The organism is Ornithinicoccus sp., assembly GCF_057176825.1.
On record NZ_CM169976.1, the window covers coordinates 1532404 to 1557383 of the forward strand.

At 73.1% G+C, this 24980-nt stretch carries 21 protein-coding genes; 18 read left to right on the forward strand and 3 right to left on the reverse strand.

What is annotated here, in order from left to right; genetic code table 11:
- Positions 1-35: 35 nt before the first annotated feature.
- The 3 genes from AC1QRC_RS07895 to AC1QRC_RS07905 all read left to right on the forward strand — a co-directional run bounded on the left by AC1QRC_RS07895 (position 36) and on the right by AC1QRC_RS07905 (position 5375).
- Positions 36-338, forward strand: coding sequence for a WhiB family transcriptional regulator (locus AC1QRC_RS07895; protein ID WP_484206227.1), 303 nt, complete (start codon positions 36-38; stop codon positions 336-338).
- A 76-nt stretch (positions 339-414) separates the two neighbouring features.
- On the forward strand, positions 415-3630 hold the full coding sequence (locus tag AC1QRC_RS07900; RefSeq protein ID WP_484206228.1) for a glycosyltransferase: 3216 nt from the start codon (positions 415-417) through the stop codon (positions 3628-3630).
- The gene (locus tag AC1QRC_RS07905) at positions 3627-5375 is read left to right on the forward strand and encodes a DUF5719 family protein (protein ID WP_484206229.1); all 1749 of its coding nucleotides are present in this window, start codon (positions 3627-3629) and stop codon (positions 5373-5375) included. Before AC1QRC_RS07900 ends, AC1QRC_RS07905 begins: the two co-directional genes overlap by 4 nt.
- Positions 5376-5412: 37 nt before the next feature.
- Here AC1QRC_RS07905 and AC1QRC_RS07910 read toward each other — a convergent pair whose 3' ends face one another.
- Positions 5413-5799: a metallopeptidase family protein gene (locus AC1QRC_RS07910; RefSeq protein ID WP_484206592.1), complete on the reverse strand. Its 387-nt coding sequence runs from the start codon at positions 5797-5799 to the stop codon at positions 5413-5415.
- A 121-nt stretch (positions 5800-5920) separates the two neighbouring features.
- Here AC1QRC_RS07910 and AC1QRC_RS07915 point away from each other — a divergent pair, with 121 nt between their 5' ends.
- From AC1QRC_RS07915 to AC1QRC_RS07930, 4 genes are read left to right on the forward strand one after another with little or no spacing between them, the layout of a single operon-like run.
- On the forward strand, positions 5921-6280 hold the full coding sequence (locus AC1QRC_RS07915) for a DUF3499 domain-containing protein (protein WP_484206230.1): 360 nt from the start codon (positions 5921-5923) through the stop codon (positions 6278-6280).
- 8 nt (positions 6281-6288) lie between these two features.
- The gene (locus AC1QRC_RS07920) at positions 6289-7707 is read left to right on the forward strand and encodes a phosphomannomutase/phosphoglucomutase (RefSeq protein ID WP_484206231.1); all 1419 of its coding nucleotides are present in this window, start codon (positions 6289-6291) and stop codon (positions 7705-7707) included.
- Positions 7704-7910, forward strand: a complete 207-nt coding sequence (locus AC1QRC_RS07925) for a Trm112 family protein (protein WP_484206232.1) — start codon at positions 7704-7706, stop codon at positions 7908-7910. Before AC1QRC_RS07920 ends, AC1QRC_RS07925 begins: the two co-directional genes overlap by 4 nt.
- Before the next feature lie 58 nt (positions 7911-7968).
- On the forward strand, positions 7969-9258 hold the full coding sequence (locus tag AC1QRC_RS07930) for an SIS domain-containing protein (protein WP_484206233.1): 1290 nt from the start codon (positions 7969-7971) through the stop codon (positions 9256-9258).
- Positions 9259-9293: 35 nt separating this feature from the next.
- Here AC1QRC_RS07930 and AC1QRC_RS07935 read toward each other — a convergent pair whose 3' ends face one another.
- On the reverse strand, positions 9294-10649 hold the full coding sequence (locus AC1QRC_RS07935; protein ID WP_484206234.1) for an FtsX-like permease family protein: 1356 nt from the start codon (positions 10647-10649) through the stop codon (positions 9294-9296).
- Complete coding sequence (locus AC1QRC_RS07940; protein ID WP_484206235.1) at positions 10646-11362, reverse strand: ABC transporter ATP-binding protein; 717 nt, start codon at positions 11360-11362, stop codon at positions 10646-10648. The genes AC1QRC_RS07935 and AC1QRC_RS07940 overlap by 4 nt, the downstream gene beginning before the upstream one ends.
- Positions 11363-11623: 261 nt before the next feature.
- Between AC1QRC_RS07940 and AC1QRC_RS07945 the strand changes: the two genes are divergently transcribed.
- From AC1QRC_RS07945 to AC1QRC_RS07995, 11 genes are all read left to right on the forward strand, one after another.
- Positions 11624-12445 carry a tryptophan 2,3-dioxygenase gene (locus AC1QRC_RS07945; RefSeq protein ID WP_484206593.1) on the forward strand — a complete coding sequence of 274 codons (822 nt, stop codon included), beginning with the start codon at positions 11624-11626 and terminating at the stop codon, positions 12443-12445.
- A complete protein-coding gene (locus AC1QRC_RS07950; RefSeq protein WP_484206236.1) occupies positions 12446-13543 on the forward strand; it encodes an NAD(P)-binding domain-containing protein in 1098 nt (365 codons plus the stop codon).
- Between the two features lie 4 nt (positions 13544-13547).
- Positions 13548-14798 (forward strand): kynureninase, encoded by a 1251-nt coding sequence (locus AC1QRC_RS07955; protein ID WP_484206237.1) that lies wholly within the window; start codon positions 13548-13550, stop codon positions 14796-14798.
- A 42-nt stretch (positions 14799-14840) separates the two neighbouring features.
- Positions 14841-16235: a mycothione reductase gene (locus AC1QRC_RS07960; protein ID WP_484206238.1), complete on the forward strand. Its 1395-nt coding sequence runs from the start codon at positions 14841-14843 to the stop codon at positions 16233-16235.
- 73 nt (positions 16236-16308) lie between these two features.
- Entirely contained in the window at positions 16309-17778 is a 1470-nt protein-coding gene (ahcY, locus tag AC1QRC_RS07965; protein ID WP_484206239.1) for an adenosylhomocysteinase, read from the forward strand.
- 13 nt (positions 17779-17791) lie between these two features.
- Positions 17792-18469, forward strand: a complete 678-nt coding sequence (gene mtrA / locus AC1QRC_RS07970) for an MtrAB system response regulator MtrA (RefSeq protein WP_484206240.1) — start codon at positions 17792-17794, stop codon at positions 18467-18469.
- A gap of 5 nt (positions 18470-18474) precedes the next feature.
- A complete protein-coding gene (gene mtrB, locus AC1QRC_RS07975; protein WP_484206241.1) occupies positions 18475-20136 on the forward strand; it encodes an MtrAB system histidine kinase MtrB in 1662 nt (553 codons plus the stop codon).
- Entirely contained in the window at positions 20133-21929 is a 1797-nt protein-coding gene (locus AC1QRC_RS07980) for an LpqB family beta-propeller domain-containing protein (protein WP_484206242.1), read from the forward strand. Before mtrB ends, AC1QRC_RS07980 begins: the two co-directional genes overlap by 4 nt.
- A 94-nt stretch (positions 21930-22023) precedes the next feature.
- Positions 22024-22806 (forward strand): ComF family protein, encoded by a 783-nt coding sequence (locus AC1QRC_RS07985; RefSeq protein WP_484206243.1) that lies wholly within the window; start codon positions 22024-22026, stop codon positions 22804-22806.
- 201 nt (positions 22807-23007) lie between these two features.
- Positions 23008-23688: a ribosome hibernation-promoting factor, HPF/YfiA family gene (gene hpf, locus AC1QRC_RS07990; protein ID WP_484206244.1), complete on the forward strand. Its 681-nt coding sequence runs from the start codon at positions 23008-23010 to the stop codon at positions 23686-23688.
- A 70-nt stretch (positions 23689-23758) separates the two neighbouring features.
- Entirely contained in the window at positions 23759-24961 is a 1203-nt protein-coding gene (locus tag AC1QRC_RS07995) for a winged helix-turn-helix domain-containing protein (protein WP_484206245.1), read from the forward strand.
- Positions 24962-24980 lie beyond the last annotated feature (19 nt).

Consider the following 24980-nt stretch of genomic DNA (forward strand, 5'->3'; position numbering starts at 1 on the left):
TGACGTAATGGCATGACACGCGTGTAATTCTCTCAATGTTGTTTGTGCCGGAGGGTCGAGGAGGAGCCGTGCACGAGCTGGACCTGCTGACATTCCTGAACACGACCGAAGAGGACGAGGAGGCCTCGTGGCAAGAGCGCGCCCTGTGCGCGCAGACCGACCCCGAGGCCTTCTTCCCCGAGAAGGGGGGATCGACCCGCGAGGCCAAGAAGGTCTGCGTCGGGTGCGAGGTTCGCGCCGAGTGCCTGGAGTACGCCCTGGCCAATGATGAGCGGTTCGGCATCTGGGGTGGGCTCTCCGAGCGGGAGCGACGCAAGCTGAAGAAGCGCGCCGTCTAGGCGCCGCACCTTCCCAGTGTCTGCCACGCCCGGGTCACCGCAACGAGGTCTGGCGCGTGATCGTCGTCGCGCGCCGGTGCAGGATGTCACCGTCATCCTGCTGACCCATCCGGGGGGACCGGTGGTCGGGCACGTCCTCGACGCGCTGGCCGCTCAGACCCGGCGTCCGGACCGCGTCGTGCTGACCGGCCTGGACCGGGACGACGAGGAAGTCGCCGGAGCCCGCACCCACAGCCTCTTCCGGGACGGCGCGCGCCTGGTGGTGCGCGATCCCCTCGACGCACCGGAGGAGCCCGAACTGCACGCGGTGGTGGCCGACGCCGTCGGCGACCTGCCGGTGCAGGAGGGCGCCTGGTGGTGGTTGCTGCACGACGACTCCCTGCCCGAGAGCGCCGCGCTGGAGCAGCTCATCGAGGCGACCACCCGGTCCAGCGGGGTGGGCGTGGTCGGGCCCAAACTGGTCCAGGCGCAGAACCCGCGCCATCTGGTGGCCGTCGGGCAGGCAGTCACCCGTGCCGGCCGGGCCGGTGACACGGTCGCCGGCCAGCTGGACCAGGGGCAGTTCGACCAGCGCACCGACGTCCTGGGCGTCCCCGTCGCGGGGATGCTCGTCCAGTCCGAGGTGTTCACCTCGCTGGGCGGACTGGAGCCCGCCTTCGGGGACGGGGTCGAGGGACTGGACCTGTCCTGGCGCAGTCACCTCGCCGGGCACCGGGTGCTGGTCGCGACCGGTGCCGTGGTCCGCCAGGGAGGGCCGGGCCTCGGTGTGGTCAGGCCGACCCGCACCCGTACCCGTACCCGGCAGATGGCGCTGGCCCGCGGGTCGTTGTGGAGTATGCCGTTCCGTGCGCTGGCGGTCACCCTCACCTCCGTGGTGGCTGCCCTGGGGCTGCTGCTGGTCAAGAGACCGTCCGCGGCCGCGGGCGAGCTTGCCGACATCCGGGGAGCGCTGTCTCCCTGGCGCGGTCTGGGCGCCCGGTGGCGGTTCCGCGGGCGCACGAAGGTCCGCCGCCGCGACCTGGCCGGGCTCCACCCCAGCTCCGCCAGCGCCTGGCGGGGCACCTCCGACCTGGTCCAGGACGCCCTGACCCCGCGGGCGGCGGGCGCCCGGCGCGCCGGCACCGACGGGGAGAGCGGCCCGGTCGACGAGGACGCCCAGTCGTTGGCCGCCGCGCGGTTCGGGCGGGGGCTGTGGAGCTGGCCGCTCGTCCTCGCCGGGCTGCTCGGCACCGTCCTGGCGCTGGTGTGGTGGCGTGACGTCCTCGCGGGACTGCGCGGGTCGGGTCACGGCGTCACGGCGAGCGAGCTCGCCGTGGTGGACGCCGGCAGCCGGGAGCTGTGGGAGTCCTGGTGGTTCGCCTGGCATGGGTCGGGCCTGGGCTCCGCGGTGGCGGCTGAGCCCTGGCTCCTGCCCATGGCGGTGCTGACGCGCCTGACCGAGGTGCTGCCCTGGGTGGCCGGCTCCGGGTCACCCGCCGCCGCGACGGCAGCCTGGCTGCTCTTCGCCGCGATCCCGCTGTCGGTGGTGAGTGGCTACCTGGCCACCCGCGTGGTGGTGCGCAGCCGCTGGAAGCGCGCCGTGGCCGGCCTGCTCTGGGCCGCACTGCCCCCGCTGGCAGCCGGCGTCGCCGACGGCCGGGTGGGCCCGGTCCTGGCGCACGTACTGCTGCCGCCCGTCGTCGCGGGGTTCCTGCTGGCCGCGGGCCGTCGGGACGGGGGTCGGCGCACCGCCGCGGCCTTCGGCACCGCGCTGCTGCTGGGACTGATCGGCATGTTCGTGCCCGGACTCCTCGTGCTGTCCTCCGTCGCGGGGCTGCTCATCTTCGTCTTCGGTCCCGGTTGGGGCCGGTTGCGGGGGCTCGTCCTGGCGTTCCTGCCGTGGGTCCTGGTCGGCCCGTGGATCCAGGCGGTGTGGCAGGACCCGCGCCTCGTGCTTGGTGGGGCCGGCGCGACCACCACGCACGCTCCCGTGGAGCCCTGGCAGACCCTGCTGCTGCACCCGGGCGGGCCACAGTCCCTGACCGTCTTCTGGACCGCGCCGCTGCTGCTGCTGGGGGCGGTCGCGCTGCTGCGCACCGGCTCCCGGGGACGCAGGGCCGCGCTGCTGCTCACCGGGGCCGTGTTGGCGCTGGCGGCCGCGCTCGCGGTGCCGATGCTCGAGGTCGGAGTCCAGCCGGACGGGTACGGCGCTGCAGGGTCTCCGGTGACCGCCTGGTCCGGGAGCTATCTGAGCGCCGTGGGCGCGTGCGTGCTGCTCGCGGCGGGAGTGGCGGTCGACCGTGTCTCCCGACGGGGCCGTTGGTCGCGGGCCGGACGCCCGGCCGTGACCGTGCTCGGCGGGGTCGCCGTCGTGGCTGGTGCCGGCCTCCTGGGGTCCACCGTGTGGAGCGGTACGGGCTCCTCGCTGGCGACGGCGCCGGCCCGGTTCCCGGCCGTCGCGGCCGAGCAGGCCTCCGGCGCGGACTCGCTGCGGATGCTCGAGCTGACGCCCACCGGCGGATCCGTGTCCTACCGGCTCGAGGGCCGCGAGCCGGGGCTATGGCTCCGGGACCGGGCGCGTGAGATCAGCGGCGTGACCAGCCCCGCTCCCGGGATGGGGGAGGAGCACCTGGACACCACGGTCAACGCACTGCTCGGCCAGTCGGCCGTTGCCGGTGGACCGGGCGAGCCGTCGGGGGATGGCGCCGCCGGGGAGGACTCCGGAGAGGACGGTGCCGCGGGGGAGGAGTCCGGTGAGGACGAGACGTTCGACCGTGGCGTGTTGGGCCGCCTGCACGACCTGGGGGTCGGCTTCGTCGGGCTGCGCTCCGGTCAGGACGACCCGCTGGTCGAGCGGCTGGACGGCACGCCGGGGCTGACCCGGCTCGGAGGGACGGACGAGCTGGTGCTCTGGCGGGTGGGGGCGCTGGGCGAGGGGGAGGAGCGGGTGTCCCCTGCGCGGCTTTGGGTGCGGGCCAGTGACGGCTCCACGCTCACCACCGTCCCGGTGACCGGCAACCATGCGCGCACCGAGGAGGCGGAGCCTGGGACACCCGTGCCCGCCGGTAGCGTCCTGGTCGCCGCGGAGGGCCAGGGATGGCCGGACTATGTCTCCGTGACGGCCGACGACACCGTCCTGGTGCCCGATAGCAGCAGCTGGCCGCCGGCCTACGCCCTACCCGACGGCGCCGCGGAGATCTCGGTGGCCCCGGTCGCGCGCGACTCCACCTGGCACCTGATCACCGCCGCCCTCGCGGCCCTCGCCGCCGTCCTGGCCCTCCCGCTGGGCTCTCGCAGTAGGAGCACCCGATGAGCCCCCGCCGCCGCCGCAAGCACGAGCCAGACGACGACCCGATCCGCACGGAGGAACTCGTGCGTAGTGAGCCGGTCGAGGTGGACGATGACCCCGAGCCTGACCCTGACACCGACGCGGGGGTGGGAGTGGGCGCCGGGGCGACGGCACGCGACGGCGGGGACGGAACGGGCGCGCCGGCCGACGCTGTGGCGGACGACGCGGACCGGGTGGGGGACCGCCCGCCATCGCACCGTCGGGCCGCTGCCGGGAGAGTCCTGGCTCTGCTCCTCCTGGCCGGTGCCGTGACCGGACTCATCCTCGGTGCGGCGCGTCTCCCCGGCGGCCTTGACCTCTCCGATCGACTGGGTCCACCCGCGCCGGAGCCGGTCGCTGCGGCCACCGTTGACCCGAGGGTGAGTGAGTCGGTGTTGAGCTGTCCCGGCCCGGAGCAGGTCGGGCTGCAGGACGCGACGGTGGAGGAGCAGCGGATGGTCGTGCAGGCCTCCGCGGCCGCAGCGCCCGAGGAGGCGCTCCCGGAGGACCTGTCACCAGCTCCGGACTTCGGTTCGCTCGTGCTGGAGACCTTGCCGGAGGGACCGACCGAGGAAGTCGCGGAGCGCGGCACCCGGATCGAGCAGGCCCTTGAGGACGCCTCTGCCGTCCGGGTCGCCGGCTCCGGTGAGTTGGCTGCGGGCACATCCGGGGCGCAGTGGCACCTGAGCCGCGCCGACCAGCGACGCGGTCTGACGGGGGCGCCCTGCATCCCGGCGACCACCGAGTCCTGGCTACTGGCCGGTGGCGACGAGCCGGGCCGGGTGGAGCGGATCGTGCTGGTCAACCCCGGGGGCAACGCCGTCACCGTCCGGGTGCAGGTCTTCGGCGGGGAGGGCGAGCTGCCTGCCCCCGGTGGGCAGGGGATCGTGTTGGAGCCGGGCGGCCGCACCGTCCTGCTGCTGGACGCGTTGGCGTCGGGGGAGGCCACCCCCGCGATCCGGGTCACCTCCAGCGGGGGCCCCGTCGCGGCTGCGCTGGGTGACCGGTGGCTCGAGGGCACCCTGGACCGGGGGCTGGAGCTCACCGTCCCGGCGGCGCTCCCGTCCACGGAGCTGGTGGTGCCGGCCGTTCCCCTGCCGCTGGAGCAGCAGGCCAGCTCGGCGCAACTGCGGGTCGTGGTGCCCGGCGACAGCGATGCGATCCTGCAGGTCCGCGCGCTGACCGAGGACGGCCCCGTGCGGATCGAGCAGGACGTCACGGTGGTGTCCGGTGGGACCGTCGCCGACATCGACGTCTCCGACGTCCCGCCCGGCACCCAGGGGCTCCAGGTGACCAGCGACGTCCCCGTCACCGCAGCGGCCCGCGTGGAGCGGCGCAGCGCCGACGACGCGCCCTCGGACATGGCCTGGGTCCCCGCCACCGAGCCGGTCCGCGAGCTCGCCGGGGTGCCCCTGGCCGAGCACGAATCCGTCTCGATCAACAGCCAGTTGGTCCTCGCGGCGGTGGAGCCCGCGGAGGTCGAGGTCGTCACCGTCGGGCCGGACGGTGAGATCGACACGCAGAGCGTGTCCGTCCCCGCCGCCAGCGTGGCCAGGGTGCCGGTGCGCGGTGCCGCCAGCGTCTGGGTCCGGCCTCTCTCCGGGACGCCGCACGCGGCCGTGGTGGCCTTCGACACCGAGGCACCGGGCGGCACCCTCCTCGCCGGGGTGCCCCTCCAGGACCTGCCAGTGACCAGGGACCTCCTGGACGTGCTGCCCTGGCGCCCCTGACGGGTCACCCGGGTCCGGGACTCCCGGCGGGCCGCAGTCAGGCCAGGTCGTCAGGGTCCAACCCGAGCATCGAGGCGATCTGCTCGGCCAGCACCTCGTGGACCATCGAGGCCAGCTCGGCGTCGTCGTGCGCCCTGGTCTCCAGGGGCCGGCGGTAGAGCACGACCCGGGTGGGCAACGACCCCTCCGCGGGGAAGAGCCGACCCAGCGCCACCCGGGTCTCCCAGGGGGCGGGGTCCGAGGGCGGCACGTCCTCCACGGCCAACTCCACGCCGTCCAGGGGGCGCCCCACCCGGCGCTCGACCGAGGCCAGGGCGTCCAGCACCATCTCGTCGAACTGCTGACCACGGGAGACCATCGACGGGACGCGGGGCCAGGCCAACGGGCCGCGCATCCCACGCCCGTGCCGGTCCCGACGCTGCATGCCGCTCACGGACCCGACCCTACGCCGCTCCCGCGGGTGCCCCCGCAGGCGGCGTGCGCGGGTGTCCCAGCAGGCGGCGTGGTTGCCCGGTCGGAGGCGGGTGACGGCATACAGTGCACGGGTGACCGTTTCCCGCCACTGCTCGAAGACCGCGTGCGACTGTCGTGCCGTCGCCACGCTCACCTACGTGTATGCCGAGCAGACGGCAGTGCTGGGGCCGCTGGCCACGTATGCCGAGCCGCACTCCTACGACCTGTGCGGGGAACACGCCGGTCGGTTGACCGCGCCGCGGGGTTGGGACGTGGTGCGGCTGGATCACGACCAGGACGTGCCCACCGACGACCTCGTGGCCCTCGCCGAGGCGGTCCGCGAGCACCGGGCGGAGGCCGCAGCGCGCCCCGCGGCAGACGGCCCGCCCGGGCCCGGGTCCTCGACGGTGGGCGGGCGCCGCGGCCACCTGCGCGTCCTGCGCGACACGTAGGGACCGCCGTGGCAGCACCCCGGTTGTCCGAGTTCATCAAGGCCTACGACGTCCGCGGCCTGGTCCCCGAGCAACTCGACCCCACGGTCTGCCGGGCCCTCGGCTCGGCGTTCGCCCAGGTCGTCGCCCTTCCCGACGGCGCCGACGGCATCGTGGTGGGCCACGACATGCGCCCCTCCTCACCGGAGCTGTCCCGGGCATTCGCCGCGGGAGCCGCGGCCGCCGGGCTGGACGTGACGATGATCGGCCTGTGCTCCACGGACGGCCTCTATTTCGCCAGCGGGCACCTGGACCTGCCGGGGGCCATGTTCACCGCGAGCCACAACCCGGCCCGTTACAACGGGATCAAGCTGTGCCGGTCCGGTGCCCGGCCGGTGGGGCTGGACACCGGCCTGGCAGAGGTCCGCGACCTGGCGCAGTGGCAGCTGGACCGCGGCCACCTCCACGCAGGGTCCGGTGCCGCGACGCCCGGGACGATCGCAGAGACCGACCTCACCGGGGCGTACGCCGACTTTCTGCTGAGCCTGGTCGACCTGCGGGGCGGGCGGCCGCTCACGGTGGTGATCGACGCCGGCAACGGGATGGCCGGGCTCACGGCCCGCGAGGTGCTGATGCGGGAGGAGCTGCCGCTCACGGTCGTGCCCCTCTACTTCGAGCTGGACGGGACCTTCCCCAACCACGAGGCCAACCCGCTGGAGCCGGAGAACCTGCGCGACCTGCAGGCGGCGGTGCTCCAGCACGGGGCGGACCTGGGGCTGGCCTTCGACGGCGACGCCGACCGGTGCTTCGTCGTCGACGAGCGGGGCGAGCCGGTGACGCCCAGCGCGATCACCGCCCTGATCGCCGCGCGGGAGGTCGCCCGCGAGGTGGCGGCCGGCCGGGACGCCGGTGACATCGCCATCGTCTACAACGTGATCTGCTCTCGGGCCGTGGCCGAGACGGTGGCCGAGGTCGGCGCCGTCGGTGTGCGGACCCGCGTGGGCCACTCCTACATCAAGGCCGTGATGGCCGAGCGGGAGGCCGTCTTCGGGGGAGAGCACTCGGCGCACTACTACTTCCGGGACTTCTGGTTCGCCGACACGGGCATGCTCGCGGCGCTGCACGTGCTCGCCGCGCTCGGCGGCCAGGACGGGCCACTCAGCGAACTGGTCGCCGAGTACGACCCCTACGTGGCCTCCGGCGAGATCAACTCCACCGTCGCCGACGTCGCGGCAGCCACCGAGCGGGTCCGCGCCTGGGGCGAGGAGCAGGGCGCCGAGGTGGAGACCGTCGACGGGTTGATCCTGGTCGGCGCGGGAGAACCCATGTGGTGGCTCAGCCTGCGTCCCAGCAACACCGAGCCGCTGTTGCGGCTCAACGTGGAGGCGGCGGACACTGGGACCATGACGACGGTGCGGGACACGGTGCTGGGTATGGTGCGACGGTGACGAACCACCTGGAGCCCTGGGTCCGGCAGATCCTGCGCTGCCCCGTCGGACGGCACGAACTGGTCGATGTGGTCGACGCTGCGGGCGAGCCAGCATTGGAGTGTGCCGAGGACTGCGGGACGGACGGGACCCGGCGGCAGTACCCCGTGCGGTCCGGGATCCCCGTGCTGCTGGCCGACGAGGCCACCCTGGTGACCCGCTGACCCAGGACCGTCCCGCCGACCCTGCCCACCACCCGCTCGAGATCGAGGTCGAACTGTCGTGGCGCCATACATCGACGAGGCACTGCTGGACGATCCGGAGGAGTTGCTCCGCAAGGACAGCCGCGAGACCCTGCGGGCCCTCGCGACCGCCGGCGCCCAGGTGCGGGAGAGCAGCACCCTGACGGCGGAAGCGGGGATCGCCCGGCTCACCGACCAGGACCGTCCCCGGTCGGTGCTGGTCGCCGCCCTCGGTGGGTCCGCGCTCGTGGCCGATGTCCTCGAACTGCTGGCCGAGCCCGGGTCACCCGTCCCGGTGCAGGCGCGCCGCAACCTGCCGCTCCCCGGCTGGGTCGGGCCGTTGGACCTGGTCGTGGCCGTCTCGCTGTCCGGACGAGCTCCGGGACCGCTGGCGGTCGCCTCCGAGGCGGCCCGGCGCGGCGCCTCGCTGCTCACCGTCGGGGCCGACGACTCGCCGTTGGCGCAGGTGTGCCACCAGGCCCGCGGGGTCCACGTGGGGATCGGACGGGGCCGGGCCAGCTCCCGGACGGCGCTGTGGACCCTCCTCACGCCGGTCCTGCTCGGCGCCGACGCGCTCGGTCTGATCGACTGCACCCCGGAGACGATGGACCAGGTCGCGACCCGGCTGGACGAGAAGGCCGAGGCCTACCGGCCCAGCTCGGAGTCCTTCGTCAACCCGGCCAAGCTGCTGGCGGTGCAGCTCGCCGAGACGGTGCCGATGGTCCTGGGAGACGGGCCGATGGGCGGCGTGGCGGCGGCCCGGGCCGCCTCGATGCTGGCGCGCACCGCCCGCATCCCGGCAGCCTTCGGTGAGCTCCCGGACGCCGCGAGCCAGATCGTGGCCTGCTTCGACGGGCCCTACACCCGGATCGGCGGGCGACGGGCCGGCACCTACGACAACTCCCGGATCAGGCTGGGCGACATCGACACGAGCGACTGGGAGCCGCGTCACTTCGACGCGCCCGAGGGATCCCTGATGGAGCAGCCCCGAGGGCCGCGGCCCGGCGCTCGCGACGACATCTTCGCCGACCCCTACCTCGACGGCCCCACACCCCCGCAGCTGGGACTGCTGGTGCTGCGCGACGCCCCGGCGACCCCCGCGACCCAGGGGTCCGTCGAGGCCGAGGCCCTCACCGACGCGGTGCTCAGCACCGCCCATGAGGCCGGGGTGAAGGTGATGGAGGCACGTGCCGAGCCGGGCGAGCCGATCACCCGCCTGGCCGACCACGTCGCCACCGTCGACTTCACCTCGACCTACCTGGCCCTCGGCCTGGGCCTGGACCCCTCGGTCTCCCCGCACGTCGCCGACCTGCGCGACCGCACCCGCTAGCCGCCCCAGAGTCCTGCACCGGGGGAGGACGTCGATCAGTCGGCGGTGCGGACGGCCGAGTCGGTCACCCGTGCCAGCAGCGGGGCGGTGCCGCGCAGGGCCAGCCACACCATGGCGATCCCGGCCGCGAGTGCGGCCGCGATGACGAGCGCCGCGAGGGGCCGGGTGAGCAGCATCATCCCGGACAGCGGCGCCACGAGCGCCGCCGCGGTCAGGGCGGAGCCCAGAGCGACGACCTTCAGCGGGGAGAGCACGGCCCGGCGACGGGCGGCGTCGACGCGGTCGCGCGGCATCCCCATCCGGTCCAGGCTCACGTAGAGGTCACGGCGGTCGAGGATGTCGGCCGACTGGTTGACCGCGACGGAGGCGGCCACGGTCGCGAACGAGATCACCAGGGTCAGGAGGATCCCGGTGCGCTGGTCCTCCAGCAGCATCGTCTGCTCGCCCGTCAGGTCGGCACTGGCCGCGACGTCGCCGAAGGCCAGGCCCACGCCGGCGAAGACCGCCACGAACGAGGTCAGGGCCACGCCGCTGACCTGGCGCCAGGCCGCCTTCGGGGAGTCCAGCACGGTGCGGGCCGCGAGCAGGCGCTCCGCGGCCCTCGCGCCGGAGGCGCGCTTGACCTGTCGGGTGGCGATCAGCCGCAGCACCCAGGGTCCGAACGAGTTCAGCACGGCCATCGTCAGCCCGAAGGTCCCGGCGAGCGTGACCACGAAGGCGACCGTCCCCTGGTCGGGGCTCAGCACCTGGCCGGCGATGAGCCCGACGACGACCGCCGCGCCCACCGCCACCACCCGCAGGACGCTCATCCTGGGGGCGTCCTGACGGGTCCGCACGCCGAGCGGGGACACGACCACGCCCTGCAACCCGATCAGGGAGCTGACGGCGGCGAGGGCGACGAGCCCGAGCACGCACCCGAGCGTGCCGGGGACGCCCAACAGGATGTTGGTGGCGCCGAGCTGTGAGCCGTGGAAGGTCAGCAGGCCCAGCACCGGTGCCAGCAGCAGGTGCCCCACGACGCCGCACAGCGTGCCCGCCGCTGCCAGGGCCGTGGACTCCAGCACCGTCATGGTGGTGACGGTCCGGGTCGGCGCACCGAGCAGCCGCAGCGTCGAGAGGTGCTCGTCGCGGCGTCGCGCCGACAGTCGGGCGGCCGAGCCGCAGAGGGTGAGCAACGGGATCAGCAGCAGGATCACCGCGAGCGCGGCGAGCCCCTGGTAGGTCGGCGCCAGGTCGCCCTCGATCGAGAAGAAGAACCGGGCTCCGCCCAGCACCGTCAGCGCCAGCGCGGTCACCACACCGAAGGCCGCCACCGGCAGCGCGAGGGCGCCCCGGTCTGCGTCGCTGGTCCGACGAAGGAGGAGGTAGGTCAGCCGGCTCGCCGTGCTCATCGGGTCACCTCCGGGATCCGGGCGACGCCGGCTTGCTCGTGGACGACGAGGCCGTCGCGCAGCCGCAGCACGCGGTGGCAGGTGGCGGCGACCTGCTCGTCGTGGGTGACCACGACGAGGCTGCGGCCCGCCCCGACGGTCGCGTCCAGCAGCGCCTGCATCACCTGGGCCGAGGTGTGGCTGTCGAGCGCACCCGTCGGCTCGTCGGCGAACACCACGGCGGGGTTGGTCACTTGCGCGCGGGCCACCGCCACCCGCTGCGCCTGCCCGCCGGACAGTTGCCCGGGGCGGCGGTCCTCCATCCCGCCCAGTCCGAGCAGGTGCAGCAGCCGGGCCGCCTCCTGCTCTGCCGCCCGGCGATCGGCGCCACCGAGCAGCAGCGGGAGCGCGACGTTCTCCACCGCGGTCAGCTCCGGCAGCAGCAGGCCCTGCTGGAAGACGAACCCGTAGCGCTCGCGGCGCAGCGCCGCCCGTCCCTCGGGCGAGAGGGTGTGCACGTGCTCGTCGCCCTGGGGGGTGTGCAGGCAGACCGTGCCGTTGTCGGGGGAGATGATCCCCGCGAGGCAGTGCAGCAGGGTGGTCTTGCCGGAGCCGGAGGCGCCCATCACCGCGACGGCCTCGCCCGCGCCGATGCCGAGGGTGACGCCGGCCAGCGCGACGGTGCTGCCGTAGGTCTTGGTCAGGGACTGTGCTGAAAGGACTGGTGTGAACATGTCTCCCAGCGTGCGCCGGACGGGGGCCCTGCCACATCGGACCGCGGGTCCGTATGTCGTGGGGAGCCGTACGACCCCGGTGGCCCGTCACAGGGTGGCGGGTACGACCTGCGGGGGACACCCCGGGTCGCAGAACTGGGGAGCCGCGATACTGGGGAGACGAGACGACGAGGTGGAGGAAGCGTGAGCAGCGAGGAGCAGGCCGGGCCGGGTCGGAGCCGCCCCCTGGAAGAGGGGATCGAGCGCGACTTCTCCCGGAACATGTCCTACGGGGAGTACCTCGACCTGGGCCGGGTGCTGTCCGCCCAGCACCCCCGGGCGGTGCCGCCGCGGCACGACGAGCTGCTCTTCATCATCCAGCACCAGACCTCCGAGTTGTGGCTGAAGCTGATGCTGCACGAGCTGCGCTCCGCCCGTGACCTGATCCGGCAGGACGAGACCAAACCGGCGCTGAAGCGGCTCGCCCGGGTCAAGCACATCCAGGTGACGTTGACCGAGCAGTGGTCCGTCCTGGCCACCCTGACCCCCAGCGAGTACGCCGAGTTCCGCTCGTTCCTGGCCACCGGCTCGGGCTTCCAGTCCTGGCAGTACCGGTGCGTCGAGTTCATCCTGGGCAACAAGAGCGCCGACATGCTCAGCGTCTTCCGGCACGACCCGGCCGTGCAGGAGGAGCTCGCGGGCCTGCTCGCCGAGCGCAGCGTCTACGACGAGTTCCTGGCCTACCTGGCGCGGGAGGGTTTCGCCGTGCCCGCCGAGGTGCTGGAGCGCGACTGGAGCGTGCCCTATGAGCCGCACCCCGGCGTGGTCGACGTCCTGGCGACCATCTACGGGGACACCCACCGCTACTGGGCGGCGTACGAGATGGCCGAGGCGCTCGTGGACGTCGAGGACAACTTCCAGTTCTGGCGGTTCCGGCACCTCAAGACGGTCGAGCGCATCATCGGGTCCAAGCGGGGCACCGGCGGCTCCACCGGCGTGCCGTTCCTGCGCCGGGCGCTGGAGCTCACCTTCTTCCCCGAGCTGTATGCCGTGCGGTCCCGGATCCAGGACGTCGAACCTCCCGGCTACCACCACCACGGGTAGATGACCCCTTCACTGCCGGCCGCGTCCCGGGTCGTGGTCATCGGGGCCGGCCAGGCAGGGCTGTCGGCCGCCTGGTTCCTGCGCCGGGCCGGTCTCGAGCCGGGCCCGGGCTACCTGGTGCTGGACCACAACCCGGCGCCCGGCGGCGCCTGGCAGCACCGGTGGCCCACGCTGACGCTGAGCACGGTGAACCGGGTGCACGACCTGCCGGGCATGGCCCTGGCGGAGGCGGTCGAGGACGCCGAGGGGACGGTGCGGGCCGCGGACGCCGTGCCCCGCTACTTCGCCGCCTACGAGTCCCGGTTCGACCTGCCGGTGCGCCGACCGGTGAGCGTGCACCTGGTGCGCGGTGCGGCTGACCCCGCCGGGCGCGAGTTCGTGCTGGAGACGGATGCCGGCGAGCTTGCCGCGGAGGGGATCATCAACGCCACCGGCACCTGGGAGCGGCCCTTCAGACCCTTCTACCCGGGCCGGGACGACTTCGCGGGGCAGCAGCGACACACCGCCGACTACCGGACCCCGGAGGAGTTCGCCGGCCGGCACGTGCTGGTGGTGGGAGGGGGGATCTCCGCGGTGCAGCTGCTGGTGGAGATCGCGGCCGTGACCAGCACCACCTGGGTCGCCAGGCGGGAGCCGGTCTGGTCCGAGGAGGAGTTCACGCCGGAGAAGGGCCGTGCGGCCGTCGCGCTCGTGGAGGACCGGGTGCGGCGCGGACTCCCGCCGGGGTCGGTCGTGTCGGTGACCGGCCTCCCGCTCACGCCCGCCATGCGGGAGGCCCGCCAGGCGGGGATCCTGGAGCGGCACCCGATGTTCGAGCGGATCGTCCCCGAGGGCGTGCAGTGGGCGGACGGCTCGGTGCAGCGGGCCGACGTGATCCTGTGGTGCACCGGGTTCCGCAGCGCGCTGGACCACCTCGCGCCGCTGCGGCTGCGCGGCCCCGGTGGCGGCATCGTGCTCGACGGGGCGATCCCGACGCGGGTGGCCGCGCACCCGCGGCTGCACCTGCTCGGCTACGGGCCCTCGGCGAGCACGATCGGGGCCAACCGGGGAGGCCGGGTGGCGGTCCGGGAACTGCTGGCGACCCTCGGCATACATTGAGGGCATGAGCGTTACCGACACGACACCGGCCCGGGAGTGGGCGGAGGAGGCAGCCCGGCTCGACCGGGAGGACCCGCTGGCCCCGTATGCCGAGCAGTTCGAGACCGCGGACGGCGTGGTCGCCTACTTCGATGGCAACTCCCTGGGTCGGCCGGTCCGGGGCGTCGCCGACCGGATGGCCTCCTTCGTCCGGGAGGACTGGGGATCGCGACTGATCCGGGGGTGGGACGAGGCCTGGATGCGTTGGCCGGAGGAGACCGGTGACCTGGTGGCGGCCGCCGCGCTGGGGGCTGCTCCCGGGCAGACGGTCGTCGCGGACTCCACCACGGTGCTGCTCTACAAGACGCTGCGGGCGCTCGCCGACGCCGGGGTCGCGGCCGACCCCCGGCGCACCGAGATCGTCGTCGACACCGACAACTTCCCGACCGACCGCTATGTCGCCGAGGGGGTGGCCGCGGAGCGGGGGCTACGGCTGCGCTGGATCGAGGCGGACCCGGCCAGCGGCGTGACCGCCGAGGACGTGGCGGCAGTCGTGGGGGAGCAGACGGCCGTGGTGCTGCTGAGCCACGTCGCCTACCGTTCCGGCTTCCTGGCGGACGCCCCGGCGATCACGTCCCTGGTCCACGAGGCTGGCGGCACCGTGCTGTGGGACCTGTGCCACTCGGCCGGGTCGGTGCCGGTGGAGCTGGACGCCTGGCAGGCGGACGCCGCGGTCGGCTGCACCTATAAGTACCTCAACGGGGGCCCGGGTGCTCCGGCCTTCGCCTACCTGGCGGCGCGGCACCACGCCTCGGTGCGCCAGCCCGTCCAGGGGTGGATGGGCCGTCGCGACCCCTTCGCGATGGGGCCGGGGTACGAGCCCGCGCCCGGGATCCGGTCGATGGTCAGCGGCACCCCACCCGTGGTCGGGATGGTGCCGGTCCGGATGGGGGTGGAGATGCTCGCCCGCGCCGGGATCGGCGCCGTCCGGGAGAAGTCGCTGGCGCTGACCGACTTCGCGTGGCGGATCGTGGAGTCCTGGCCGGCTGAGCTGGGCGTCACGATCGCCTCGCCGCGGGAGCGTGACCGGCGGGGCGGGCACATCACGATCCGGCGACACGACTTCGCGCAGGTCAACGCCGAGTTGTGGCGGCGGGGCGTGATCCCGGACTTCCGGGCACCCGACGGCCTGCGGCTGGGCCTCGCGCCGCTGTCCACGACGTTCCTCGAGGTGGCCACGGGCCTGGGCGTGGTGCGCGAGGTCATCGGGTCCTGACCCCCGCCGGGCCCCCGACCCGCCCGGCGTAGGCTGCCGGGTGTGACGGATTTCGACCTGGTCATCATCGGAAGCGGCTCGGGGAACTCGCTGGTCACCCCCGACTTCGACGGGCGACGCGTGGCCGTCGTGGAGCGCGGCGTCTTCGGCGGCACCTGCCTCAACGTGGGGTGCATCCCCACCAAGATGTTCGTGTATGCCGCGGACGTCGCCACCACCATCCGCGAGGCCTCCCGGTACGGCGTGGACGCCACGCTCGACGGGGTGCGCTGGCGCGACATCCGGGACCGGATCTTCGGCCGGATCGACCCCATCTCGGCAGGCGGCCGGGACTACCGGATCGAGGGCCCCCACACCACGGCATACCTGGGTGATGCCACGTTCACGGGTCCCCGGGAGCTGGAGATCGAGATCACCGCCCCGGGCGGGCAGCACCAGGTCGGCGAGCGGGTGCGCATCAGCGGCGAGCAGGTGGTGGTCGCCACCGGCAGCCGCGCCGTGGTGCCCGACGTCATCGCCTCCTCCGGGGTGGAGTTCCACACCTCCGACACGATCATGCGGATCGCGGAGCTGCCCCGGCGGCTGGCGATCGTCGGCGGAGGATTCATCGCCGCCGAGTTTGCGCACGTGTTCTCCGCACTCGGCGTGCAGGTGCACCAGGTGCATCGGAGCGGCGCGCTGCTGCGGCACCTGGACAGCGAGATCAGCGAGCGGTTCACCCGCCTGGCCGCGGACCAGTGGGACGTGCGGTTGAACACCGAGGTCGCGGCGCTGCGCCAGCAGGACGGGGAGGTGCTGCTCGACCTGTCGGACGGCTCGCAGCTCGCGGCCGACGCGCTGCTGGTGGCGACCGGACGCACCCCCAACAGCGACGGGATGGGACTGGCCGAGGCCGGCGTCGAGGTCCACCCGGACGGCCGGATCCGGGTCGACGACTACGGCCGCACGACGGCCGAGGGCGTCTGGTCGCTCGGCGACGCCAGCTCGCCCTACCAGCTCAAGCACGTGGCCAACCACGAGGCGAGGGCGGTGGCGCACAACCTGGTCCACCCCGAGGACCTGCACGCCTTCGACCACCGGTTCGTGCCGGCGGCCGTGTTCACCCACCCCCAGATCGCCCATGTCGGGCTCACCGAGCAGCAGGCCCGGGAGGCCGGCCACGAGGTCACCGTGAAGGTGCAGTCCTACGGGGACACGGCATACGGGTGGGCCATGGAGGACACCACCGGTGTGGCCAAGCTCGTCGGGGACGCCCGGACCGGGCGGCTGCTCGGGGCACACCTGTTGGGCCCGCACGCCTCCACGGTGATCCAGCCGCTGATCCAGGCGATGAGCTTTGACCAACCGGCCCAGGACGTGGCGCGCGGCCAGTACTGGATCCACCCCGCCCTGGCCGAGGTGGCGGAGAACGCGCTGCTCGGCCTGCAGTCCACCTGACCGGTCCCCGCAGGTCCGGACCGTACGATAGGCGCGAAGCCGATCGATCCCCGAGGACACGGAGCACGCAGCGATGACGTTCGACTATCAGGTCAAGGACCTGGCACTGGCACCCGCCGGGCGCCACCAGATCCGTCTTGCCGAGCACGAGATGCCCGGCCTGATGACGCTGCGTGAGCGGTATGCCGGCAGCCAACCCCTCGCGGGCGCCCGGATCGCCGGGTCGCTGCACATGACGGTGCAGACCGCGGTGCTCATCGAGACCCTGGTGGCGCTCGGCGCCCAGGTGCGGTGGGCCTCCTGCAACATCTTCTCCACCCAGGACGAGGCGGCCGCGGCGGTCGTCGTCGGCCCGGAGGGCACCGCAGAGGACCCGCAGGGTGTCCCGGTCTTCGCCTGGAAGGGCGAGACCCTGCCGGAGTACTGGTGGTGCACCACCCAAATCCTGGACTGGCCCGGCGACGAGGGGCCGAACATGATCCTGGACGACGGCGGCGACGCGACGCTGCTGGTGCACAAGGGCAAGGAGTGGGAGGCCGCCGGCGCGGTCCCGACTGCCACGGAGGAGGACCCGGAGGAGTATGCCGTGATCCTCCAGACGGTGCGGGAGACCTTCGAGTCCCAGCCGCAGCGGTGGACCACCATCGCCGAGGGGATCCGCGGGGTCACCGAGGAGACCACCACCGGCGTGCACCGCCTCTACCAGTTGCACGAGGCCGGGGAGCTGCTGTTCCCCGCGATCAACGTCAACGACGCGGTCACCAAGTCCAAGTTCGACAACAAGTACGGCTGCCGGCACAGCCTGCTGGACGGCATCAACCGGGCCACCGACGTGCTGATCGGCGGCAAGGTCGCGGTCGTCTGCGGCTACGGCGACGTCGGGAAGGGCTGCGCGGAGGCGCTCGCCGGTCAGGGCGCCCGGGTGATCGTCACCGAGGTCGACCCGATCTGCGCCCTGCAGGCAGCGATGGAGGGCTACCAGGTCGCCCGGCTCGAGGACGTCGTCGGTGTGGCCGACTTCTTCGTCACCACGACCGGGTGCAAGGACGTCATCACCGCCGAGCACATGCTGGCGATGAAGGACAAGGCGATCGTGGGCAACATCGGTCACTTCGACAACGAGATCGACATGGCCGGCCTGGCCCGGGTGCCGGGGGTGCAGCGGACCGAGATCAAGGCACAGGTGCACGAGTGGACCATCCCCGCACAGGGCGAGGACGCCCCCGGCGGGGAGAAGGCCGAGCGGTCCATCATCGTGTTGTCCGAGGGTCGGCTGCTCAACCTGGGCAACGCGACCGGGCACCCCAGCTTCGTGATGTCCAACTCCTTCGCGAACCAGACCCTCGCCCAGATCGAACTGTTCACCCGCCCCGACGAGTACCCGCTGGGCGTGCACGTGCTGCCCAAGCAGCTCGACGAGGAGGTCGCCCGGCTGCACCTGGAGGCGCTCGGGGCCGAGCTCACCGAGCTCACCAAGGAGCAGGCCGAGTACCTCGGCGTGGACGTCGCCGGCCCCTACAAGCCGGACCACTACCGGTACTGACCGAGGTGGTGTGATGAACCCCAAAGTGCTCGTGGTCGACGACGACCAGGCCCTCGCGGAGATGCTCGGTATCGTGCTGCGCAAAGAGGGGCTGGACGTCGCCCACTGCGCCGACGGCGGTCGCGCGGTGGCGATGTTCCGGGAGTACCGCCCCGACCTGGTGCTGCTGGACGTCATGCTGCCCTCGATGTCCGGCGTGGAGGTGTGCCGGCACCTGCGGGCCGAGTCCGGGGTGCCGATCGTGATGCTCACCGCACGCACCGACACCCGGGACGTCGTCGGCGGGCTGGAGGCCGGCGCCGACGACTACGTGGTCAAGCCGTTCAAGCCGCAGGAGCTGATGGCCCGGATCCGCGCCCGCCTGCGCCGCACCGAGACCAGCCAGACCGAGCAGCTGCGGGTCGGGGACATCACCATCGACGTCGCGGGCCACACCGTGAAGCGCGACGGTGAGACGCTGCCGCTCACGCCCCTGGAGTTCGACCTGCTGGTGGCGCTCGCGAGCCGGCCCAACCAGGTCTTCGACCGCGAGTCGCTGCTGGAGAAGGTGTGGGGCTACCGGCACGCCGGGGACACCCGGTTGGTCAACGTGCACGTCCAACGGCTGAGGTCCAAGATCGAGAAGGACCCGGAGAACCCGACGATCGTGCTGACCGTGCGGGGCGTGGGCTACAAGGCCGGAGGGGCCTGAGCACGATGCCCGGACCCGCGGCGGCCAGCGGGGGCCTACCCACGTGGTGGCGGTCCTCCCTGCGGGTGCGGGTGATCACCTCCACCATGGTGCTGGGCATCGTCCTGGTCCTGCTGCTGTTCAACCTGCTGTTCGCCCAGATCGCCCAGGGACTGGTCTCCCAGGCGGTCGACGCCGCCAGCCGGGACGCGGCGCAGCGGGTGCGGCAGGCCCAGGAACAGTTCGACGCCATCGATCGCCGTGACAACTCCAGCCTGAACGACACGGCGTTCGACGTGGTCGGCGCCGTCGCCCCGTCCGACCAGGAGTCCCGCCGGGCCGTGCTGGCCCGCGCGCTCGACAACGAGCGGGAGGCGATCATCAGCACCAACACCTCCTCGGACACCGGCCTGGACGACGTCCCGATGGAGCTGCGGGAGGCCCTGGATGCCGATGAGGGCAACCAGCAGCTCATGGTCACCACCGTCGACCTCTCCGAGGGCCCGTCGATGCCCTCGGTCATCATCGGGTCCCGCGTGGATATCCCGCGGGCCGGCGCCTACGACCTCTTCCTGGTCTACCCCATGCAGCAGGAGCAGGACACCCTGGACCTGGTCCGCCGCTGGTTCGTCGTGGGCGGGCTGGCGTTCGTGGTCCTCGTGGGCGGCGTCGCCTGGTTGGCCTCCCGGATGGTGACCGCACCGGTCGGCCGGGCCGCCCGGGTCAGCCAGGAGCTGGCCCAGGGACGGTTGGACGAACGCCTGCCGGTCCGTGGGTCCGAGGACGAGCTGGATCGCCTGGCCCTGTCGTTCAACACGATGGCCGACAGCCTGCAGAACCAGATCCGCCAGCTGGAGACGCTCTCCCAGCTGCAGCAGCGGTTCGTCTCCGACGTCTCCCACGAGCTGCGCACCCCGCTGACCACCATCCGGATGGCCGGCGAGGTGCTGCACGCCTCCCGGGAGGAGTTCTCTGGGCCCGTCGCCCGGTCCGCCGAACTGCTCTATGGCGAGTTGGGGCGCTTCGAGGAGTTGCTGACCGAGCTGCTCGAGATCAGCCGCTACGACTCGGGTGCTGCCGACCTGGAGATGGACCGGATCGACCTGGTGGGTCTGGTGCGCAGTGCCGTGGAGGGGGTGGCGACCCTGGCCAGGCACAGCGGCAGCCCGGTCACGGTGACGGTGACGGGAGGACGCCCCAGCATCGAGGTCGACATGGACCAGCGACGCATCTCCCGCATCCTGCGCAACCTGTTGGGCAACGCGATCGAGCACGGGGAGGGCCGGCCGATCGACGTGACCGTCGACCAGGCCGACCGGGCGGTGAGCGTCACCGTCCGGGACCACGGCATCGGTCTGGACGAGGAGCAGCTGGCACACGTCTTCGAACGGTTCTGGAGGGCCGACTCGGCCCGCACCCGCACCACCGGCGGCACCGGACTGGGCCTGGCCATCTCGCTGGAGGACGCGCGGCTGCACGGCGGCTGGCTGCAGGCGGGTGGACGTCGCGGTGAGGGCGCTGTCTTCCGGCTGACCCTCCCGCAGGCGACCGGCAACGTCGTGCCCGAGCCGGCGCCGCCCGTCCTCCGGTCGTCGCGGCGCGCCGTGCCCGACGCCCCGGCACTGCCCGCGGGGGCCACGCGCCCACCCGCCATCACGGCCGCTGCGGGCCAGGAGGAGGACCGATGAGGCGGGCCCGGAGGATCCTCGCGCCGCTCGTGACCGCGGCGGCCCTGCTGCTGGCCGGGTGTGCCGGGCTGCCCACCAGCGGCACCGTGGAAGCGGGGCTCCCGGTGCTCGGCCAGGCGCAGCAGGGGGTCCAGGTCGTCACCGACGGACCCGAGGACGGCATGGAGCCGGCGCAGATCGTTCGGGGTTTCCTGCGGGCCAACCAGGGGTTCACCGACAACCACGACACCGCCCGTGACTACCTCACCGACGACCAGGCGGGCCAGTGGCAGCCCACGTCCCAGGTCCTGGTCTTCGAGGACGACGTCCAGGTGCGGACCGTCGGGGACCGGGTGACGGCCACGGTGTCCGTGGCCGGCACGGTGGACGAGAACGGGCGGCTGACTGAGACCCACTCCGGCACGGTGCTCAGCGAGCAGTTCCGGATGTCCCTGGAGGAGGGGCAGTGGCGCATCGGTGGGTTGCCGAACAGCTTCGGCCTGTGGCTGACCCGGTCCGACTTCGAGCGGCTCTACCGGGCGCTGACCATCAACTACGTGGCCTCCGGCACCGATGAGTTCGTCTCCGACGTCCGCTGGTTCCCGCGCTATCCGCAGGTGGCGGGGCTCCCGACCGCGCTGGCCCGCGCCCAGCTGGAGGCTCCGCCGGAGTACCTGCGGGGAGTGGTGCGCAACGGCATACCCTCCGGCGTGGACCTGATGGCCGGTGGCGTGCCCGTCGACACGGCGACCGGCGTCGCGACGGTGGACCTGACGGGTGTCGGCACCAGCAGCTCGGAGGAGCAGCAGGAGCTCATGTGGGCCCAGTTCGCGCGCACCCTGCGCCAGGCGCCCGGGGTCAGCTCCGTCCGGGTCCAGGCCGGGGGTCGGGTGCTGCCCGTCTCGGGCTTGGAGGAGGACCTGCTCGCCGACCCGGTGGAGATCGGGTTCACCGACCCGGAGCCGAAGGTCGACTTCGCGTTGCTGCGGGTCCGCAACGAGCTGACCATCGTGGACCCGGAGAACTACCTGCTCTCCGACTACTCGCCGGCGGAGGGTCAGGAGCTGCCCGAGCTGCCGGAGAGCGTGCCAGTGCGCTGGACGGACCTGGCGACCGACGAGGAGGTCTCGGAGCTTGCCGCCGTGTCCGTGGACCGGGAGACCCTGTGGCGCTGGCGCGACGGCGAGGAGGGCGAGCTGGAGGACATCGGGGCCGAGCTCAACGGTCCCAGCTTCGACGGAGCCGGCTTCCTGTGGCTGGGCGGTGCTGCGGGGGAGCGTCCCCGGATCTGGGTGGTCGATCTGGACCCCGACGTGTCGCTGCGGCGTGCCCAGGCGCAGCCGGTCGAGGCTGAGTGGCTCTCCGAGGACTGGCAGGTGGTGAACCTGGAAGTGGCGCCGGGTGGGCAGCGCGTGCTGCTCCACCTGCGGGAGCGGGTGTCCGGTGAGGAGCGGCTGTCGCTGTCCGGGGTGGTGCGGGACGACGAGGGCACCCCGGTCTCGCTCACGACGCCGACGCAGATCGCCCCCACTCTGGAGACGCTGACCGACATCGAGTGGCTCACCCCCCTGTCCCTGGTCGTGCTCGGGCAGCGCCAGGACGACGATGTCCTCACCCCCTACCTCGTGCCGCTCGGGGGATTCCTGGAGGCCTACGCCACCATTCCGGAGGCCAACCCCATTCGGATCCGTGGCGTCCCCGGTGACGAGCAGGTGGTGCTGGTCCTCACCGACCAGGGCGGCATCTACCGCCCGGAGGGTGCGGGGTGGAACGCCTACAGGTTCGGCGACGACCTGGTGATCCCCGGCCGCTGACCGCCCTCGTCCACAGGGCGGCGCGGGCTCCGGCCCGGTCCACAGCTCCGTGGCGACCGGGTGACCCTGGCCCCGCGGGACCGGACGATGACGTATGCCGTCACTGCCGCTGCTCGCGGACCTCGCCGATCTCGTGGTGCCGCGGGAGTGCGGCGGGTGCGGGACGGCGGGGGACCGGTGCTGCCCGACGTGCCGTGCGGTCCTGGCCGGGGCCCGCCCGCGTGCCTGGTCCCCCGACCCCCGGCCGCGGGGCTTCCCCCCGGCGTGGGCCTGCCTGCCCTACGAGGGTGTGGTGCGGCAGGTTGTCGTCGCCTGGAAGGACCGGGGCCGGCGGGACCTGGCCAGGGTGCTGGCCCCGGTCCTGACGCTGGGACTGGCCGCTGCGGCCCACCACCATCTGTGCCGACCCGGTGCGGCCCCGCACCCGGTGCCGGAATCCCCGGCGCCCCTGCCGCTGCTCCTGGTGCCGGCCCCGTCCTCAGCGGCAGCCACCCGGTCGCGGGGCGACCGCCCGCTGCTGGCCCTGTGCCGGCTCGCGGCACGGGCACTTCCCCCGGACCTGGTGTCGGTGACCCCGGCGCTCCGGCAGGGGCGGACGGTCGCCGACCAGGCCGGACTGGGGCGGGCAGAGCGCGCGGAGAACCTGGCCGGGTCGATGGTGGTGGGTGCCCGGGCGGCCGCCCTCGTGGCCGGGGCGCACTGCGTCGTGGTCGACGACGTGGTGACGACGGGGGCCACCCTGACGGAGGCCGCCCGCGTGCTGGATGCCGCGGGAGCGGCTTCCGTGAGCGCCGTGACGGTGGCGGCGACGCGACGCACCGTAGGTGGGGCAGGGGCACCCGGGAGGGCCCACGGCGGGGCGCGTGCGGGTCGGTGACCACCGGGGGTGTTGTCCTGATTGGTGGGAGGCTAATGTGTCTTCATGGAGCAGGTTCGTGACCCGAGGGCCGCAGGGCGGCACGGGGTCGGACCGGGCTCATCCGCCCAGCGCGGAGGGGGTGGTGGCCGCACGACCGAGGGCATCTGATTGCTCACAACACTGCATCTCATCCTGCCTTGCCTCGTCTGAGGAGGACACATGGAAATCACCGTGACAGGCCGCAAGAAGACCGTCACCGACCGCTTTCGCCGCCACCTGGAGGAGAAGCTCGAGAAGATCCCGCAGCTGGCCCCCAGGACCAGCCGGGTCGACGTGGTACTCACCCACGAGAGCAACCCCCGGCTCGTCAAGACCAGTGAGCGGGTGGAGATCACCTGCTACGTCAAGCGGACCGTGGTGCGGGCCGAGGCCGCGGCTGACGAGGACTATGCCGCCCTCGATCTGGTCATGAACAAGCTCACGGAGCGGCTGCGCCGGCTGGGGGACAAGCGGCGGATCAGCCATACCGGCAAGCACCGTCTGCCGTCCGTGGCGGAGGCGACGTTCGGCTTGACGACCGAGCCGTTGCTGACCGAGGAGCCCGGGACCAACGGGCACCGGCCGACGACGGAGGAGGCAGTCGACGAGGCGCTGGGGACCGAGGGCAACTCCCCGATCGAGCTGCGGGAGAAGGTGCACGCCTCCGAGCCGATGACCGTCGGGCAGGCGCTGAACGAGATGGAGCTCGTCGGACACGACTTCTACCTGTTCCAGGACGTGGACTCCGGCCACCCGAGCGTGGTCTACCGCCGCCGGGGCTGGTCCTACGGCGTGCTGCGCCTCGACACCGGGGAGCGCACGGTCCACGAGGACGAACGCACCGCCGAGCCGGTCGGCTGACCGACTGGCACCGCGCAGAGCCGGGGCCACCGACACAGACCGTGTCGGTGGCCCCGGCTACGTTGGGCCCGTGCCCACGACACTGACTCTGGCCCAGGCCCGCAGGATCGCCCTGGCCGCCCAGGGCTTCGCCGACGACCGGCCGCCGCCCTGGTCCGCGGGGATGCGCCAGGTGCAGCGCGTCATCGACCGGCTGCAGGTCGTCCAGATCGACAGCGTCAACGTGGTGACCCGCAGCCAGTACCTCCCGTTCTTCTCCCGGCTCGGCCCCTACGACACCGGGCTGCTGGACCGCGCCCGGGACGGTGCCGGGCCCCGCTCGCGCGCCCCCCGGCGGCTGGTGGAGGCGTGGGCGCACGAGGCCAGCCTGATCCCGCCGGAGACCTGGCCCTACCTGGGCTTTCGGATGCGGCGGGCCTCGGTCGACTCGTGGTCCCGGCGGGTCGAGTCGGAGCACCCTGGGGTGCTCGGGGCGGTGCGGGACACGGTCGCCGAGCACGGCCCGCTCACCGCCCGCGAGGTGGACGCGCGGGTCGAGCACGACGCGCCACACAGCCGGGAGAACTGGGGCTGGAACTGGTCGCTGGTCAAACAGTGTCTGGAGCACCTGTTCTGGGCCGGGGAGATCGTCAGCGCCGGGCGCAACAGCCAGTTCGAGCGACGGTATGCCGTGCCCTCCTTCACGTTGCCCGACCAAGTCGTGTCCCGCGGCCCACGTGCCGACGGGGCACCCGGGGAGGCCGAATCCGGTCTGGAGCTGATGCGCCGGTCGGTGCGGGCGCACGGGATCGGCACCGAGTCGGACCTGCGGGACTACTTCCGGCTCAAGGCCCAGATGTCCGTCCCCGCGCTGGTCGAGCTGGTCCGCACCGGGGAGGTGGAGGAGGTGTCCGTGCAGGGGTGGGACCGGCCGGCCTACCTCGACCCGGCTGCCCGCCGCCCGCGTGCCGTCCGGGCCAGTGCCCTGCTCAGCCCGTTCGACTCCCTGGTGTGGGAGCGGTCCCGGACCGAGCGGTTGTTCGGCTTTCGCTACCGGCTCGAGATCTACGTGCCGGCCCCCAAGCGGGTCTACGGCTACTACGTCCTGCCGTTCCTGTGGGACGAGCGACTGGTCGCCCGGGTGGACGTCAAGGCGGACCGGGCCGCGGGCCGACTGTGGGTCCGTGCGGTGCACCTGGAGCCCGATGCCCCGCGGGGGGCGCGGGAGGCGCTGGGGGAGGAGCTGGCCCGGCTCGCCGACTGGTTGGGACTGGACCGGGTCGAGGTCACCTGACCGGCACATTCCGTTCACG